Source organism: Rhizobium sp. SG2393, assembly GCF_042610495.1.
Classification (GTDB): domain Bacteria; phylum Pseudomonadota; class Alphaproteobacteria; order Rhizobiales; family Rhizobiaceae; genus RU20A.
In genome coordinates this window covers 319,817-334,348 of record NZ_JBHGAP010000002.1, presented here as the reverse complement: position 1 = coordinate 334,348, position 14,532 = coordinate 319,817, and the positions used below count along the sequence as shown (strand labels likewise).

Annotated in this window: 16 protein-coding genes; 10 read left to right on the top strand and 6 right to left on the bottom strand. The window is 63.5% G+C overall.

Translation table 11 applies throughout. The features are described from left to right. Window positions 1-15 precede the first annotated feature (15 nt). The 6 genes from ACED18_RS10360 (at window position 16) to deoA (ending at window position 6,291) form a co-directional block, all read left to right on the top strand. A complete protein-coding gene (locus ACED18_RS10360) occupies window positions 16-1,551 on the top strand; it encodes an ABC transporter ATP-binding protein (RefSeq protein ID WP_377291766.1) in 1,536 nt (511 codons plus the stop codon). Then, on the top strand, window positions 1,548-2,681 hold the full coding sequence (locus tag ACED18_RS10355; protein ID WP_377291764.1) for an ABC transporter permease: 1,134 nt from the start codon (window positions 1,548-1,550) through the stop codon (window positions 2,679-2,681). The genes ACED18_RS10360 and ACED18_RS10355 overlap by 4 nt, the downstream gene beginning before the upstream one ends. A gap of 1 nt (window position 2,682) precedes the next feature. Next, the gene (locus ACED18_RS10350; protein WP_377291762.1) at window positions 2,683-3,654 is read left to right on the top strand and encodes an ABC transporter permease; all 972 of its coding nucleotides are present in this window, start codon (window positions 2,683-2,685) and stop codon (window positions 3,652-3,654) included. Between the two features lie 3 nt (window positions 3,655-3,657). Further along, the gene (locus tag ACED18_RS10345) at window positions 3,658-4,050 is read left to right on the top strand and encodes a cytidine deaminase (RefSeq protein ID WP_377291760.1); all 393 of its coding nucleotides are present in this window, start codon (window positions 3,658-3,660) and stop codon (window positions 4,048-4,050) included. Window positions 4,051-4,206: 156 nt separating this feature from the next. Continuing rightward, complete coding sequence (gene deoC, locus ACED18_RS10340; protein WP_377291758.1) at window positions 4,207-4,977, top strand: deoxyribose-phosphate aldolase; 771 nt, start codon at window positions 4,207-4,209, stop codon at window positions 4,975-4,977. Window positions 4,978-4,980: 3 nt separating this feature from the next. Continuing rightward, window positions 4,981-6,291, top strand: a complete 1,311-nt coding sequence (gene deoA, locus ACED18_RS10335) for a thymidine phosphorylase (protein ID WP_377291756.1) — start codon at window positions 4,981-4,983, stop codon at window positions 6,289-6,291. Here deoA and ACED18_RS10330 read toward each other — a convergent pair. The 6 genes from ACED18_RS10330 to ACED18_RS10305 all read right to left on the bottom strand — a co-directional run bounded on the left by ACED18_RS10330 (window position 6,284) and on the right by ACED18_RS10305 (window position 10,833). Further along, complete coding sequence (locus tag ACED18_RS10330) at window positions 6,284-6,808, bottom strand: TIGR02281 family clan AA aspartic protease (protein ID WP_377291754.1); 525 nt, start codon at window positions 6,806-6,808, stop codon at window positions 6,284-6,286. The genes deoA and ACED18_RS10330 overlap by 8 nt on opposite strands. 114 nt (window positions 6,809-6,922) lie before the next feature. Further along, the gene (upp, locus tag ACED18_RS10325; RefSeq protein ID WP_377291752.1) at window positions 6,923-7,552 is read right to left on the bottom strand and encodes a uracil phosphoribosyltransferase; all 630 of its coding nucleotides are present in this window, start codon (window positions 7,550-7,552) and stop codon (window positions 6,923-6,925) included. A gap of 115 nt (window positions 7,553-7,667) precedes the next feature. Continuing rightward, the gene (locus tag ACED18_RS10320; RefSeq protein WP_377291750.1) at window positions 7,668-8,888 is read right to left on the bottom strand and encodes a phosphopentomutase; all 1,221 of its coding nucleotides are present in this window, start codon (window positions 8,886-8,888) and stop codon (window positions 7,668-7,670) included. Window positions 8,889-9,031: 143 nt separating this feature from the next. After that, window positions 9,032-9,619 (bottom strand): TadE/TadG family type IV pilus assembly protein, encoded by a 588-nt coding sequence (locus ACED18_RS10315; protein ID WP_377291748.1) that lies wholly within the window; start codon window positions 9,617-9,619, stop codon window positions 9,032-9,034. An 8-nt stretch (window positions 9,620-9,627) separates the two neighbouring features. Continuing rightward, complete coding sequence (locus tag ACED18_RS10310) at window positions 9,628-10,257, bottom strand: TadE/TadG family type IV pilus assembly protein (protein WP_377291746.1); 630 nt, start codon at window positions 10,255-10,257, stop codon at window positions 9,628-9,630. Between the two features lie 156 nt (window positions 10,258-10,413). Continuing rightward, window positions 10,414-10,833: a pilus assembly protein N-terminal domain-containing protein gene (locus ACED18_RS10305; RefSeq protein WP_377291744.1), complete on the bottom strand. Its 420-nt coding sequence runs from the start codon at window positions 10,831-10,833 to the stop codon at window positions 10,414-10,416. Window positions 10,834-11,156: 323 nt separating this feature from the next. Here ACED18_RS10305 and ACED18_RS10300 point away from each other — a divergent pair, with 323 nt between their 5' ends. From ACED18_RS10300 to ACED18_RS10285, 4 genes are all read left to right on the top strand, one after another. After that, complete coding sequence (locus tag ACED18_RS10300) at window positions 11,157-11,336, top strand: Flp family type IVb pilin (protein ID WP_377291742.1); 180 nt, start codon at window positions 11,157-11,159, stop codon at window positions 11,334-11,336. A 136-nt stretch (window positions 11,337-11,472) separates the two neighbouring features. Then, a complete protein-coding gene (locus ACED18_RS10295; protein WP_377291740.1) occupies window positions 11,473-11,985 on the top strand; it encodes a prepilin peptidase in 513 nt (170 codons plus the stop codon). Between the two features lie 149 nt (window positions 11,986-12,134). After that, window positions 12,135-12,968: a Flp pilus assembly protein CpaB gene (cpaB, locus tag ACED18_RS10290; protein WP_377291738.1), complete on the top strand. Its 834-nt coding sequence runs from the start codon at window positions 12,135-12,137 to the stop codon at window positions 12,966-12,968. Window positions 12,969-12,984: 16 nt separating this feature from the next. Continuing rightward, on the top strand, window positions 12,985-14,532 hold the full coding sequence (locus tag ACED18_RS10285; RefSeq protein ID WP_377291736.1) for a type II and III secretion system protein family protein: 1,548 nt from the start codon (window positions 12,985-12,987) through the stop codon (window positions 14,530-14,532).

Here is a 14,532-nt window from a genome sequence, read left to right as displayed (position 1 = left end):
GATCAAGACGGCACCATGAGCGATCTTGCCATCGAGCTCAGGGGCATCGACAAGAGCTTCGGCCTCGTCCATGCCAATCGCGACATCAATTTGAAAGTCCGCAAGGGCTCCATCCACGGCATTATCGGCGAAAACGGCGCGGGTAAATCGACGCTGATGTCGATCCTCTACGGCTTCTACCAGGCCGACCGGGGCGAGATCATCGTCGATGGCAGGCAGGTCGCCATCCGCGACACCAATGCCGCGATTGCCGCCGGCATCGGCATGGTCCACCAGCACTTCATGCTGGTCGAGAATTTCTCCGTGCTCGAAAACATCATGCTCGGCGCCGAGGACAGCCAGATCCTCAACTCCAGCATCGCCAAGGCCCGCGTCGAGCTGAAGCGGCTGGAAAAGGAATACGGGCTGGAAGTCGATCCCGACGCGCTGATCGAGGAGCTGCCTGTCGGCATCCAGCAGCGTGTTGAAATCCTGAAAGCCCTCTATCGCAAGGCCGATATCCTGATCCTCGATGAGCCGACCGGCGTTCTGACCCCCGCCGAGGCCGATCACCTGTTCCGCATCCTCGCCCAGCTGAAGGCCGAGGGCAAAACCGTGCTGCTCATCACCCACAAGCTGCGCGAGATCATGGCGATCACCGACGAGGTCTCCGTCATGCGCCGGGGCGAGATGGTCGCGACCCGGAAAACGGACCAGACCTCCGTGGAGGAGCTGGCCGAACTCATGGTCGGCCGCCGTGTGCTGCTGCGTGTGGAAAAGGGCGAGGCAAAGCCCGGCGAAACACGGCTGTCGCTGCGCAACCTCACCGTCAGGGACGGCCGCGGCGTGACGATGGTCGACAACGTCTCGCTCGATCTCAGGGCCGGCGAGATCGTCGGCATCGCCGGTGTCGCCGGCAACGGCCAGTCGGAGCTTCTAGAGGCGATTGCCGGCATGCGCCGGGCCGTGTCCGGCACGATGACGCTGAACGGCAAGCCGGTGGAGGTGACGGGAACGGTCGATCCCGCCGAGCTGCGCCGCCGCGGCCTCGCCCATGTGCCGGAGGACCGTCACCATGTGGGCCTCGTCCTGAAGTTCGACGAAAGCGAAAACGCCATTCTCGGCTATCACGACAATCCGAAATACCGCAACGGCGTGCTCCTCAACGTGGACGCCATCCGCGCCGAGGCGGAGGAAAAGATCGCCCGCTATGATATCCGCCCGCCGAACCCGCGCCTGAAGACGGCCAATTTCTCCGGCGGCAACCAGCAGAAGATCGTGCTGGCGCGCGAGATGGAGCGTGGGCCGGACGTGCTGATCATCGGCCAGCCGACCCGCGGCGTGGATGTCGGCGCCATCGAATTCATCCACAAGCGCATCATCGAAATGCGCGACCAGGGCGTTGCCGTGCTGCTGGTGTCCGTGGAACTGGACGAAATCCGCGCGCTCTCCGACCGTATTCTCGTCATGTTCGCCGGACGCGTGGTGGGCGAGCGTCGGCCCGATGCCACGGAAGGGGAACTTGGCCTGCTGATGGCCGGTGTCGAAGGCTCCAAGGAGGCCGCGGAATGAGCAATCCCTACGCCAAGCTGCCGAACTGGGCCGAGTATGGCCTGATCCCGTTCGTCAATCTCGTCGTCGCCTTCATTGTCGCCGGCCTCGTCGTGCTGCTGGTAGGCGAAAATCCGCTGGAAGCGGCCTACCACCTTGTGAACGGTGCCTTCGGTCGCGGCGAATATATCGGTTTCACGCTCTACTATGCGACGACCTTCATCTTCACGGGTCTTGCCGTCGCCGTCGCCTTCCATGCGGGCCTCTTCAACATCGGCGGCGAGGGACAGGCCTATATCGGCGGCATCGGCGTCGCGCTCGCCTGTCTCTATTTCGACCAGACGCTGCCCTGGTTCGTTGTCTTCCCGATCGCGCTCGTCGGCTCGATTGCCTTCGGCGCCGCCTGGGCCTTCCTGCCCGGCTGGCTGCAGGCCAAACGCGGCAGCCACATCGTCATCACCACCATCATGTTCAATTTCATCGCTTCGAGCCTGATGGTCTATCTCCTGACGCGCGTCCTGAAGCCGCTCGGCTCCATGGCGCCGCAGACGCGCACCTTTGCGGAGGGCGGCCAACTGCCGAAGCTCGACTGGCTGCTCGGCATCTTCGGCCTCAACATCGGGAACGCCCCTTTCAACATCTCTTTCCTGCTGGCGCTTGTCGCGGCCTTCGGTGTGTGGGTGCTGATCTGGCGCACCAAACTCGGCTATGAAATGCGCGTCATGGGCCACAGCCCGGGCGCTGCCCGCTATGCCGGCATCAGCGAAAGCCGCATCACCATCATCGCCATGATGATTTCCGGTGGTCTGGCGGGCATGATGGCGCTGAACCCGATCATGGGCGAACAGTTCCGCATGCAGCTCGATTTCGTGCAGGGCGCCGGCTTCGTCGGCATCGCGGTCGCGCTGATGGGGCGTTCTCATCCGCTCGGCATCATCCCGGCCTCGATTCTCTTCGGCATGCTCTATCAGGGCGGCGCAGAAATCGCCTTCGAGATGCCCACCATTTCCCGCGACATGATCGTCATCATCCAGGGTCTCGTCATCCTGTTTGCCGGCGCGCTCGAAAACATGTTCCGCCCGGCGATCACCTCCGCCCTGGCGGGTTTCGCAGGCCGCCGCGCCACCGTAGCTGAGAGCAAGGGAGCCTGAGATGGACCTCTTCCACACCCTGATCGTGCTCCTGGAATCGACGGTGCGCGTCTCCGTGCCGCTGATTTTTGCAGCCCTTGCCGGCCTCTTCACCGAGCGCGCCGGTGTCTTCGACATCGGTCTCGAAGGCAAGATGCTCGGCGGGGCCTTTGCCGCCGGTGCCGTTGCCGCGGTCACCGGTTCGGTCTGGCTCGGCCTGCTTGCCGCCGTCCTCATTTCGGTTCTCCTGTCGCTGGTGCATGGCTATGCCTCCATCACCCAGCGCGGCAGCCAGATAGTCTCGGGCGTCGCCATCAACTTCGTCGTGGCCGGATCCACCGTCATTCTCGGCGAAGCCTGGTTCCGCCAGGGCGGCCGCACGCCGGCGCTGTCCGAAGGCGCGCGCTTCTCGACGATCGACCTGCCCTTCGCTGACACCGTGCGCGACGTGCCGATCCTCGGGCCGATCTATTCCGACCTGCTTTCGGGCCATTTCCTGCTGACCTATCTCGCCTTCGCCCTCGTGCCGGCCAGCTGGTGGGTGCTCTACCGGACCCGTTTCGGCCTTCGCCTGCGCGCCGTCGGGGAAAATCCGGGTGCCGTGGATACGGCCGGCATTTCGGTGATCTGGCTGCGCTACCGCGCCGTCATCTGCTGCGGCATTCTCTGCGGTTTTGCCGGCGCCTATCTCTCGCTTGCCATGACGGCCGGCTTCGTGAAGGGCATGACGGCGGGCAAGGGCTATATCGCGCTCGCGGCCCTGATCTTCGCCAAGTGGCGGCCCTTCAACATCATGCTCGCCTGCCTGCTGTTCGGCTTCCTCGATGCGCTGGCGATCCGCCTGCAGGGCAATCCGCTGCCGCTGATCGGCCAGGTGCCGGTTCAATTGATGCAGGCACTGCCCTATATCCTCACCGTCATCCTGCTTGCCGGCTTCATCGGCAAGGCCATCCCGCCGAAGGCCGGCGGCATCCCTTACGTGAAGGAACGCTGAGACATGGACACCGAGCTTTTCGAGGCTGCCCGCGAGGCCATGGGCAAGGCGCATGCGCCCTATTCGAAGTTCCCCGTCGGCGCGGCGATCCGCGCCGGTGACGGCAAGATCTACACCGGCGCCAATATCGAGAACCTGTCCTTTCCGGAAGGCTGGTGTGCGGAGACGACCGCCATCAGCCACATGGTCATGGCCGGCCAGCGCGAGATCCAGGCCGTTGCGGTGATTGCTGAGAAGCTGGCGCTCTGCCCGCCCTGCGGCGGCTGCCGCCAGCGGCTCGCCGAATTTTCCGGGGCGAGCACCCGCATCTATCTCTGCGACGAGGCGGGTATCCGCAAGACCCTTGCCCTGTCGGACCTGTTGCCCCACAGTTTCGAGACGGAAGTCATCGGCTGACCGGGGGCCGCCAGTGGGGCTGACCGGGGGGGGCGGCCGCCGGCCGCGCCTGTCGGCTGGTCCCTTCCATTCGCTGCGGGATATCAGCCTGTCCCGCCGATGCCAGGACGCGCGCATTGCCGGCGGCAAGCGCGCCAAGCTTACGGAACACTCACCATGATCGAAGCCACCTCCCGGCAGATTGCCACGCTCGCTTTGTCGCTTCTCGACCTCACCAATCTCTCCGAAACCTGCACGCCCGCGGAGATCGAAACCCTCTGCGCCCGCGCGCAGACGCCCTATGGCCATGCGGCGGCTGTCTGCATCTGGCCGCGTTTCGTGGCCCAGGCACGCGCCATTCTCGGCGGCGGCCCCGTCCGGATCGCCACCGTCGTCAACTTCCCAGGCGGCGATGAAAGCCATGAGGCTGTGCGCGGACAGATTGCCGGTGCCCTGGCGGATGGCGCCGATGAAATCGACATGGTCATCCCCTATCGCGCCCTGCTGGCCGGCGACGAACAGGCCGTCATCGACATGCTGGCGACGGTGCGCGAGGCCTGCGGCCCCGCCATCACCATGAAGGCGATCCTGGAAACGGGGGAACTGAAGGACACCGGCCTTATCCGCAGCGCCGCGCATCTGGCCATCCGCGCCGGCGCCGATTTCATCAAGACCTCCACCGGCAAGACGCCGACGGGCGCAACGCTAGAAGCGGCCGACATCATGCTGACAGCCATTCGCGAGAGCGGACGCAAGGTCGGCTTCAAGCCGTCGGGCGGCGTGCAGACCGTGGCGCAGGCGCGCCTCTATCTCGATCTCGCCGTCACCATCCACGGGCCCGACTGGGTCATGCCCTCCACCTTCCGCTTCGGCGCATCCTCGCTGCTCAATGACATCCTCTCGGTCATCGAGGGGCGCGAGGGCACGGCGGCGGCTGCCGGATATTGAGCCATGCTGCCGCAGGAGGTCATCCGCCGCAAACGGGACGGGGAAATCCTGGAGCCGGACGAGATCGCCGGCTTCATCGCCGGCATCGGCGACGGCTCGATCGGCGAGGCCCAGATCGCCGCCTTCGCCATGACGGTCAGGCTGAACGGCATGACACCGGCCGAAACCGTAGCGATGACGCTCGCCATGCGCGACAGCGGCACGGTGCTGTCATGGCCGGGCGCGGACCGGCCGGTGGCCGACAAGCATTCGACGGGCGGCGTCGGCGACAATGTCTCGCTCATGCTGGCGCCGATCGCAGCCGCCTGCGGCCTCACCGTGCCGATGATCTCCGGTCGCGGCCTCGGCCATACCGGCGGCACGCTCGACAAGCTGCAGTCCATACCAGGCTATGAGATCGCGCCGGATGCGGAAACCCTGCGACGCACAGTGGAGACGGCCGGCGCTGCCATCATCGGGCAGACGGCCGCACTCGCCCCTGCGGATGGTCGCCTCTATGCCGTCAGGGACATCACGGCTACGGTCGACAGCGTGCCGCTGATCACCGCCTCCATCTTGTCCAAGAAGCTCGCTGCCGGGCTTGGCTCCCTCGTGCTCGACGTCAAGCTCGGCAACGGCGCCTTCATGACCGGACAAGACGAGGCGGAGGCGTTGGCACGCTCGCTCGTCGATGTCGGCAACGGCGCGGGCCTGCCGACCCGCGCCCGCCTGACGGATATGAGCGAACCGCTCGCCGACAGCGTCGGCAATGCCCGCGAGGTGGAACATGCACTTGCCTTCCTGAGGGGCGAAAAGGCAGGCACACGCATCGAGACGGTTGTGCTGGCTCTGGCCGCCGACATGCTGCTGGCATCAGGTCGCGCGACCAGCTGGCAGGCGGGCCACGAGAGAGCAAGGAGCGTGCTCGCAAGCGGTGAGGCCCTCGACCGCCTCGGCCGCATGATCCATGCGCTCGGCGGGCCCGCGGATTTCGTCGAACACCCTGACAGATATCTGGCGCCTGCGCCCGAGCGCCTGCCTGTTGTGGCCGCCCGCAGCGGATATATCGCCGGCTATCGGACGCGCGATATCGGTCTGCTCCTCATCGAAATGGGGGGAGGGCGGCTCCGGGCAGAGGATGGGATCGACCATCGCGTCGGCCTGACGCATCTCAGACCGGTGGGCACGCGGGTTGAAGCGGGCGATCTGCTGGCAACGCTTCATGCGGCAAGTCCGCTTGGCGCCGAGCAGGCTGCTGCAGTCCTTGCAGGTCACATCCACATTGCCGAAGAGGCGCCGGCGACGAGGCCGGTGCTGGTGTCGGAGATTACCTGACGAGTTCCATCGTGTCGTCTGACACGCTGTAGGAGCGAAGTTTGCTGAGGAAACTCATGCCGATGAGCGTCGTTCCCATCGCCGTATCCGGAAGCACGACGGCACTGATGTTGCGCACGGCAATCGAACCAATTTCGATGCGGTCGATAACGACGCCGGAACCTGTCACGGGACCATTTGCGGTGTTGACCGCGATCTTGCCCTGATAGTGAACGGGAAGGATCCCCAGGCGCCTTGCCGTCGTCTCGTTCAGGGCCACCAGCGTCGCCCCGGTATCGATCAGGCCATCGGTAGAGCGACCATTGATGCGGAAACGGCTGCTGTAGTGATGATAGGCATCTGCGTCGAGACGGACCTTGCTGGCCGCGGACAAAGGGGGCACCGCCGAGGCGGCTTCGGCCGATACGGGTTGCCCGGCAGTCTCCGGCGCACGCTTCAACACAGCCGTCATGAGTTCCGGAACGGCGATTGCCGCCATTCCGGCCAGAAGAGCAACGCTGGCTAGTCCCCTGATCACGCGATATGCCTCCTCGCGTTTTAATATTCGGAGACACTATTTCAGAAATCTCTTGAAAAACAGTAGTCCGCCAGGCTTCCACCGCCTTTGGTTGCAGGCGTGGTTATGGCTTAGTTACTTCGTCCCGTACATACGGTCGCCCGCATCGCCGAGACCGGGCACGATGTAACCCTTCTCGTTCAGGTGGCGGTCGATCGAGGCGGTAAAGATGGGCACGTCAGGGTGGGCTTCCTGGAAGTTCCGGATCCCTTCGGGCGCGGCCAGCAGGCACAGGAAACGGATATTGTGCGCACCCCGCTCTTTCAGCTTTTCAACGGCAGCGATCGAGGAGTTGCCGGTCGCCAGCATCGGATCGACGACGATCACCAGTCGCTCGGCAAGGTTCTCGGGCGCCTTGAAGTAATATTCGACGGCTTCGAGCGTCTCGTGATCGCGGTAGACGCCGACATGGCTGACGCGGGCCGATGGCACCAGTTCCAGCATACCTTCCAGAAGACCGTTGCCGGCGCGCAGGATGGAGGCGAAAACCAGTTTCTTTCCTTCCAGGATCGGTGCCTCGATCTCCTCGAGCGGTGTCTCGATGCACTGCTGGGTCAGTTCCAGGTCGCGCGTCACTTCGTAGCAGAGCAGTGTTGAGATCTCTCGCAACAACCGGCGGAAGCTCGCCGTCGACGTTTCCTTCTTCCGCATGATCGTCAGCTTGTGCTGCACGAGGGGATGATTGATGACTGTCACGCCGTCCATGGTGCTGCTTTCCTGTCTGCCTTTTCCCGGTCTTGACCACTCTTTTTTCACGGATGACCCGGACCCTGCAAGGGTCAGCGGCACCTTTCAACCAGGGATGTCGATCAAGGAGCGGCTACAGGAAGGACCGCCCGTTTGGTCCCTGCGGCAGGCCGAGGTGCTTGGCGATCGTTTCGCCGATATCGCAGAACGTTGGCAGGATGCCGGCCGAGCGGGACGTAAAACCCGGGCCGAAGGCGAGCACAGGCACACGTTCGCGCGTGTGATCCGTGCCGCGCCAGGTCGGATCGCAACCGTGATCGGCGGTGATGATCGCAAGGTCACCGGGCTTGAGCTTGCGGCCGAAGGTCGGCAGGCGTCGGTCGAAAGCCTCGAGCGCGGCAGCATAGCCCGCGACATCGCGGCGGTGGCCGTAGAGCATGTCGAAATCGACAAGATTGACGAAGGTCAGCGATCCCTCGGGCGCCGTATCAATCGCCGCGATCGTTTCGTCAAAGAGCGCGGCGTTCCCGTCGGCCTTGCTGAGCCGTGTCACGCCCTGATGGGCGAAGATGTCGCCCACCTTGCCGATCCCGTGCACCTCCCGTCCGGCCGCCTTCAGGCGGTCGAGAATGGTCGGCGCCGGTGGCGGTACGGAAAAGTCCCGCCGATTGCCGGTGCGCCTGAAGCTCTGCGGATCATAGCCCACAAAGGGTCGGGCAATGACGCGACCGATATTGAGCGGATCCAGAAGCCGCCGCGCCGCAGTACAGAAGGCCATCAAGCGGTCGAGCCCGAACAGCTCTTCGTGGGCGGCCACCTGAAAAACACTGTCGGCAGAGGTGTAGCAGATCGGATAGCCGGTCCGCAGATGCTCTTCGCCCAGCCGGGCGATGATGTCGGTCCCGGATGCATGGCAATTTCCGAGAATGCCCGACACGCCGGTTTCGCGGCAAAGCGCCTCGACGACATCGGAAGGAAATGCCGGGCCTTCCGTCGGGAAGTGTCCCCAGTCGAAAAGGACCGGAACGCCGGCAATTTCCCAGTGTCCGGAAGGTGTATCCTTGCCATGCGAGATTTCGCAGGCCGCCGCATGGATGGCGAAGGTTCGGTCGGGCACAGGCATCCCTGCCGGATAGCGCCCTGTCGCCAAGCGCGCAGCCTCCAAGAGGCCAAGCGCGGACAGCATCGGAAGCTTCAGCGGTCCCGCGCGCAGCCCGTCTCGGTCTGCCGCCCCGGCCGCGCAGAACTCGGCGATATGGCCCAGCGTGTCGGCGCCGTCGTCGCCATAGGCGGCTGCATCGCGCGCACCGCCAATGCCGAAGGAATCAAGGAGAAGAAGAAAGGCTCTCGCCATGGGATCATCCGCAATCGCCCTGCCGGCCTATCGGGCAGTGGAGATCAGCCATAGACCTGCCGGTGACCGGAAGCAATTGTGCTCGTAAGGAGGCTTTGGCGGGAGATCATGAGCAGACGGAACGGGATGCAAGGCTTGCCGCCTCAGCACCCCTGGCAATCGATCTTGTCGCCGACGCGCTGGCGGAAATAATAGGTCTTCGCCAGGGTGATCGAGGCGGAGGTTTCCGTGGAATTCGGCCGATAGAACCAGAGCGTATAGGGCGCGGTGACCTCCGAGCGCACGACGAAGGTGGTCGAGGTTGCAAGGCCCGAGGGCAGGGTCACGGGCGACCCGACCACATAGGGGCGCGCTCCCTTTTCGTCTCGCGACCAGGCGACCTTTGCGGTCCCGTCGGATGCCACGGTGATCCCGGTGATCTTCATGGTGAAGCTGTCGCCGCCAAGCGGCTCCAGCGCGCGCTGGACGACCATTTTCATGCTGTCGAGCGTTGCCGCGTCGACAGCATTGCGCTGAGCCGTGAGGTCCGCAATCGTGCTGGAGGCGCGCGCCACCTTTCGGGCCATGGAAAAGCCGAGCGAAAGCTCGAAGCTGCCCATGTAGAGGATGAGCATCACCGGCACGACCATGGCAAATTCGATGGCGCCGGTTCCCGAACGATCCCGAAGAATACGTGGAAGAAAGCGGCTTATTCCATAGTGGCGGGCAGAGACTTTCCGTGACGTCGGCATCATGGACCTCAGTAGCTTTCCGCCTGATAGGTGCTTGTCGCCACCATCAGATAGTCGTTCGGCATGCTGGAGCCGGCAGGCCGAAGATTGGTGACATAGGGACGAACGAGATCGGTCATGACCGTCCAGCGATAGTAGACGCGGATCATGTTGATGGTGCCCGGTCCACCGGGCTTGAAGTCGAAACCTGCGGTGCTCACGTCAGAGCCCGCACCGCCGGTGCGCTTCATTGTCTCCGGCAGATTGCTGAAGGACGACACGCTGCGCACGTCGATGAAGAGCTTGGCGGGCGTTGAAGCTTCGGTTCCGGAGCAGGAAATCATGACCGAGATTTCCTTGCAGAAGGCTGTACGGAACTCCTCATTCGTGAGGTCGCTGGGTCGGCCCTGCTGAAAGGTGATCTGGCCGGTGCGCAGCTTGCGGGCCATGGTATCGGTGGCCGACGCGATCAGCTGTTCGCCTGTGAAGGCAACGAATGTTTCCACGGATGCGAACAGAATGACGAAGAACGGCATGGCGAGAATGGCGAATTCAAGTGCTGTCGCACCGTCGCGATTTTTCCGGAAGCGGCGGAAGAGGCCACCGCAAGCGTCTCCCGAACCTTGCGCCTGCCTCGATGTTTTCCGGAACCGCAGCATCACATCGCCCTGTCAGTCGTCAAAGCCGGCACATCGCATCGTGCCGTTACGGATCCCATGATAAGCGGGGGCTCGTTGAGAATTCGTATGCACGATCGTTAAATTTGACGGCGACTGTACCGAAGCGGCCATCCGGGGAGGTGGCGAGCCCTGGCCCTAGTTTCCGTTGCCGGTCGATGCCTTCGAGCCATCATGGGACTCGCAGATCGGCGCGCACGACAGGACGGAACGCTCTGTCTGGCGATAGACGCGCACGGTATCCCCCTCGTCGATCGAGACGATGATGCGCTTGTCCACCAGCGCATTGCCGTCGTTGTCGAGAATGACAAGATTGGTCGTGCCGAAGCTTTTGCCGGTCAGAACGATGGTGCGGGCATCTGCCACCGTCGCATCCGCGACCTCTGCATTGCCGATGATGACCTTCGAGACGGCACGGTCGAGCTTCAGCACCCGCGCCTGGTCCATATAGACCCGCATGGCTTCGGTGCCGGCCAGTGCGGGGCTGGCCGCAACGACGATACCCCCGAGCACGGCGGCAAGGCAGGATACAAAGGCAGCGGCGCGGGACACAGGCATCGGCGTTTTCCGGATCAATGACGTTGCATACTGTGACGGGTTTTGGTGAATGAACGGTTAAGCCGCTGTTCCGGCCTGATCCGCTGCCAAGCCGATCCTGCGCTCCCTGCGCCTCCGCGGCGCGTCTCTGCCCGCATCCCGCTCACGGGGCGCGGTACGGTAGCGGTTCATTTACCAAAATAAGCAACGCCGAATATTCACCCTTTGCTAACCCTGTTTCTTAAGGCGATGGCAAGTGGTGCTTTGTACCTTGGCGACACCCGAACAACGGAAACAGTTGGCGGTAGTGCTGAACCAGAACCTTTCTTGGTAGGAGAATGAACATGAACAAGATTTTCGCTCGTTTCCTGAAGGACGAGTCGGGTGCGACCGCCATCGAATACGGCCTCATCGCAGCCCTCATCTCGGTCGCCCTCATCACCGGTGCAACGGCGCTCGGCTCCAAGCTGAACACGCAGTTCAACAACCTGAGCACCTACCTGAACGTCACCGCTAAGACGTAAGACGATCGCCTGACACGCCCGGTGTTCATCGCAACGCAGGGCGTCGGCATCCTGGCTTGCAAGGCCGCTCTCTGTCTGGAGGGCGGCCTCGCCGTTCCCAGATGACTGGTTTCCTGAAGGGATGGGGTTACGGTTCATGTTGACCGCCGCGATTTTCGTCATTTTTCCGCTCGGCCTTGCCTTTGCAGCCGTCAACGATCTCCTGACGATGACGATCCCCAACCGTATCAGCCTCGTCCTGATCGCGTCCTTCCTTGTCATCGCCCCCTTGTCGGGCTTTGGCGCAGCCGACATCGGCTATCACCTGCTGGCCGCATTGATCGTGTTTTCCGGCTGTTTCGCGCTCTTTGCGATCAATGTGATGGGCGGCGGCGACGCCAAGCTCCTGACGGCCGCGGCGCTCTGGTACGGCTACAACACCTCTCTGATCGAGTTCCTGTCGACAACCGCACTCCTGGGCGGCTTCCTGACCATCATCATCCTGATCATCCGGTCGCAGGGACTTCTCATCGCAGCCACGCGTCTTCCGCTGCCAGCCATGCTTCTGAACGCAGAGAAAATCCCCTATGGCATTGCCATTGCCGGTGGTGGGCTGATGACCTACGCCGCCTCGCCGCTCATGCATCCCTTGATGACCGGCGCGATCTAGGCCGTCCCGCTCCGCTTACGCTCCTGCCATGGGCGCGAAGCGCGGTGAAATCATCCGTTAACCATCCGCTTAAGGATGTTGTTAACCATAATTACACCAATTCCTGATCAACCTGCGGGACAGAACAGTGGACCCGCCAGGAACAGATCATGAAACCGGTGCGCATCATCATCCTCGCCGTAGCCGTCCTTTCGGCCGGAATGGCAGGCCTGCTGGCAGTGAACCTCACTTCCAAGAGCAATGCGCCTGTTGTCGCCGAGACGGTCGTGCAGAAAGAGCCGGTCATCAACGTCCTGGTGGCCAGCAAAAGCCTTCCGGTGGGATCTCGTCTGGATGCCGGCGCCATGCACTGGATTGCGTGGCCGAAGGGCGGTCTGGTCGATGGCCTGATTACCGAGGAATCGCGCCCGCAGGCCATCACGGACCTGGCAGGCGTGATCGTTCGCCTGCCGATGTTCGAAGGTGAGCCGATCCGCGCGGAAAAGATTGCGGACGGTGCGGGCCGCACCCTGTCCGCTCTCCTGCCGGCCGGCAAGCGCGCCGTCGCCACGGAGATAACCGTTGCGACCGGCGCTGGTGGCTTCATCCTGCCAAACGACCGCGTGGATGTGATCATGGTCCGCAAGGGCGCGGACATGACCTCCTTCTCCACCGAAACCGTCCTGAGCAATGTCCGCGTGCTGGCCATCGACCAGCAGATCGAGGAGCAGCAGGATGGCCAGAAGGCCGTCGTTGGCACCACGGCGACGCTTGAACTGACGCCCGCCCAGGCAAAGGTCATCACAGTCGCACAACAGATGGCCGACCGCCTGTCGCTCGTGCTTCGCAGTGTCGCCGACGCCCAGGAGCCCGATACCGCCGCCGCCGATTACCTCCTGAGCGGCGAGGACGCCCCTGCCATCCAGGTCATCAAGTCCGGGTCGATCACGAAGACGGAGCCCGTTGCCGCACGTCCCACGACGCCCACCCCCACGATGCAGTAAGCCTGCGGAGCCGACCGTGAACATCATCGCACGAAATGCCCGAAACCTTTTGGCCGCAAGCCTCTCCTTCTGCATCGGCTTTTCCGGCATCGGTCCGGTTGCCATGCCGGGTTTCGGCGTGAGGCTCGCCGAGGCCGCCAATTCCGTCATCCGGATCACCGAATCCGGTCCCGGGGCGCGTCAGCGCATCAAGCTCGGCCTGAACAAGGCGGTCGTTATCGACTTGCCTGAAGACGCGCATGATATTCTGGTCGCGGACCCGACACTCGCCGATGCCGTGACGCGCACATCGCGCCGCATCTACCTGTTCGGCAAGACGGTCGGCCAGACCAATATCTTCGTCTTCGGCACCGGCGGACAGGAAATCGTCAGCCTCGAGATCGAGATCGAGCGCGACATCACGGGCCTTGAGTCCAACCTGCGCCGCTTCCTGCCCGATTCCGACATCAAGGTGGAGATCGTCTCGGACAACATCGTCCTGACCGGCACGGTACAGACGCCGCAGGACGCCGCACAGGCAGTCGCACTGGCCCGCGCCTTCATCAAGGGCGGTGAGGCGACGACCCGCAACATCACGGTTTCCGGTTCCGAAGGCGGCACGGGCGACATCTTCGCCGAAAGCCGCCAGCAGTCCCAGATCGTCAACATGCTGAAGATCCAGGGCGAAGACCAGGTGACGCTCAAGGTGACCGTCGCCGAAGTCAGTCGCCAGGTTCTCAAGCAGCTTGGCTTCTCCGGCGTTCTCGGGCGCGGCAACGACCAGATCGCGTTCCGCAACCCGACCAACCTCGGCAATGCCATCAACCCGCTCGCATCGCGCGTGCTGAGCACGATCGGCAGCGCCAGCATCGAGACCTATGTCAATGCGATGGAGCAGGCCGGCGTCATGCGGACACTCGCCGAGCCAAGCCTGACGGCGATCTCCGGCCAGCAGGCAAAGTTCTACGTCGGCGGCGAATACCGGCTGCCGAGCAGCCAGGAAATCACCACCAATGCCGATACGGGGCAGCAGGAGCTCAGCCGCGGTGTCGAAACCGTGGAGTATGGCATCCAGCTGAACTTCAAGCCCGTTGTGCTCGGCCCGGGCCGCATCAGCCTCAATATCGAGACGAACGTCTCCGAACCGACGTTTGAAGGCTCCGTCGTCAACGGCAACACGCAGCGCGACGTGCCCGGCCAGACCTATCTCTCGATCCGCAAGCGCGAGGCATCGACCAGCGTCGAACTGCCCTCCGGCGGCTCGATCGTCATCGCCGGCCTCGTGCAGGACAATATCCGCCAGGCCATGTCGGGTCTGCCCGGCGTCAGCAAGATCCCGGTCTTCGGCACGCTGTTCCGCTCGCGCGACTTCATCCGCAACGAGACCGAGCTGGTCATTATTGCCACGCCGTACCTGGTGCGCCCGGTCGCACGGTCCGAACTGTCGCGCCCGGACGACAACTTCAGCGCGCCGAACGATGTGGCCGGCTTCTTCCTCGGCCAGGTCAACCGCCTCTATGGCCGCGAGGAGCGGACCGCACCGGCCGGTCAGTATCACGGCAATGTCGGCTTCATCTACAAGTGA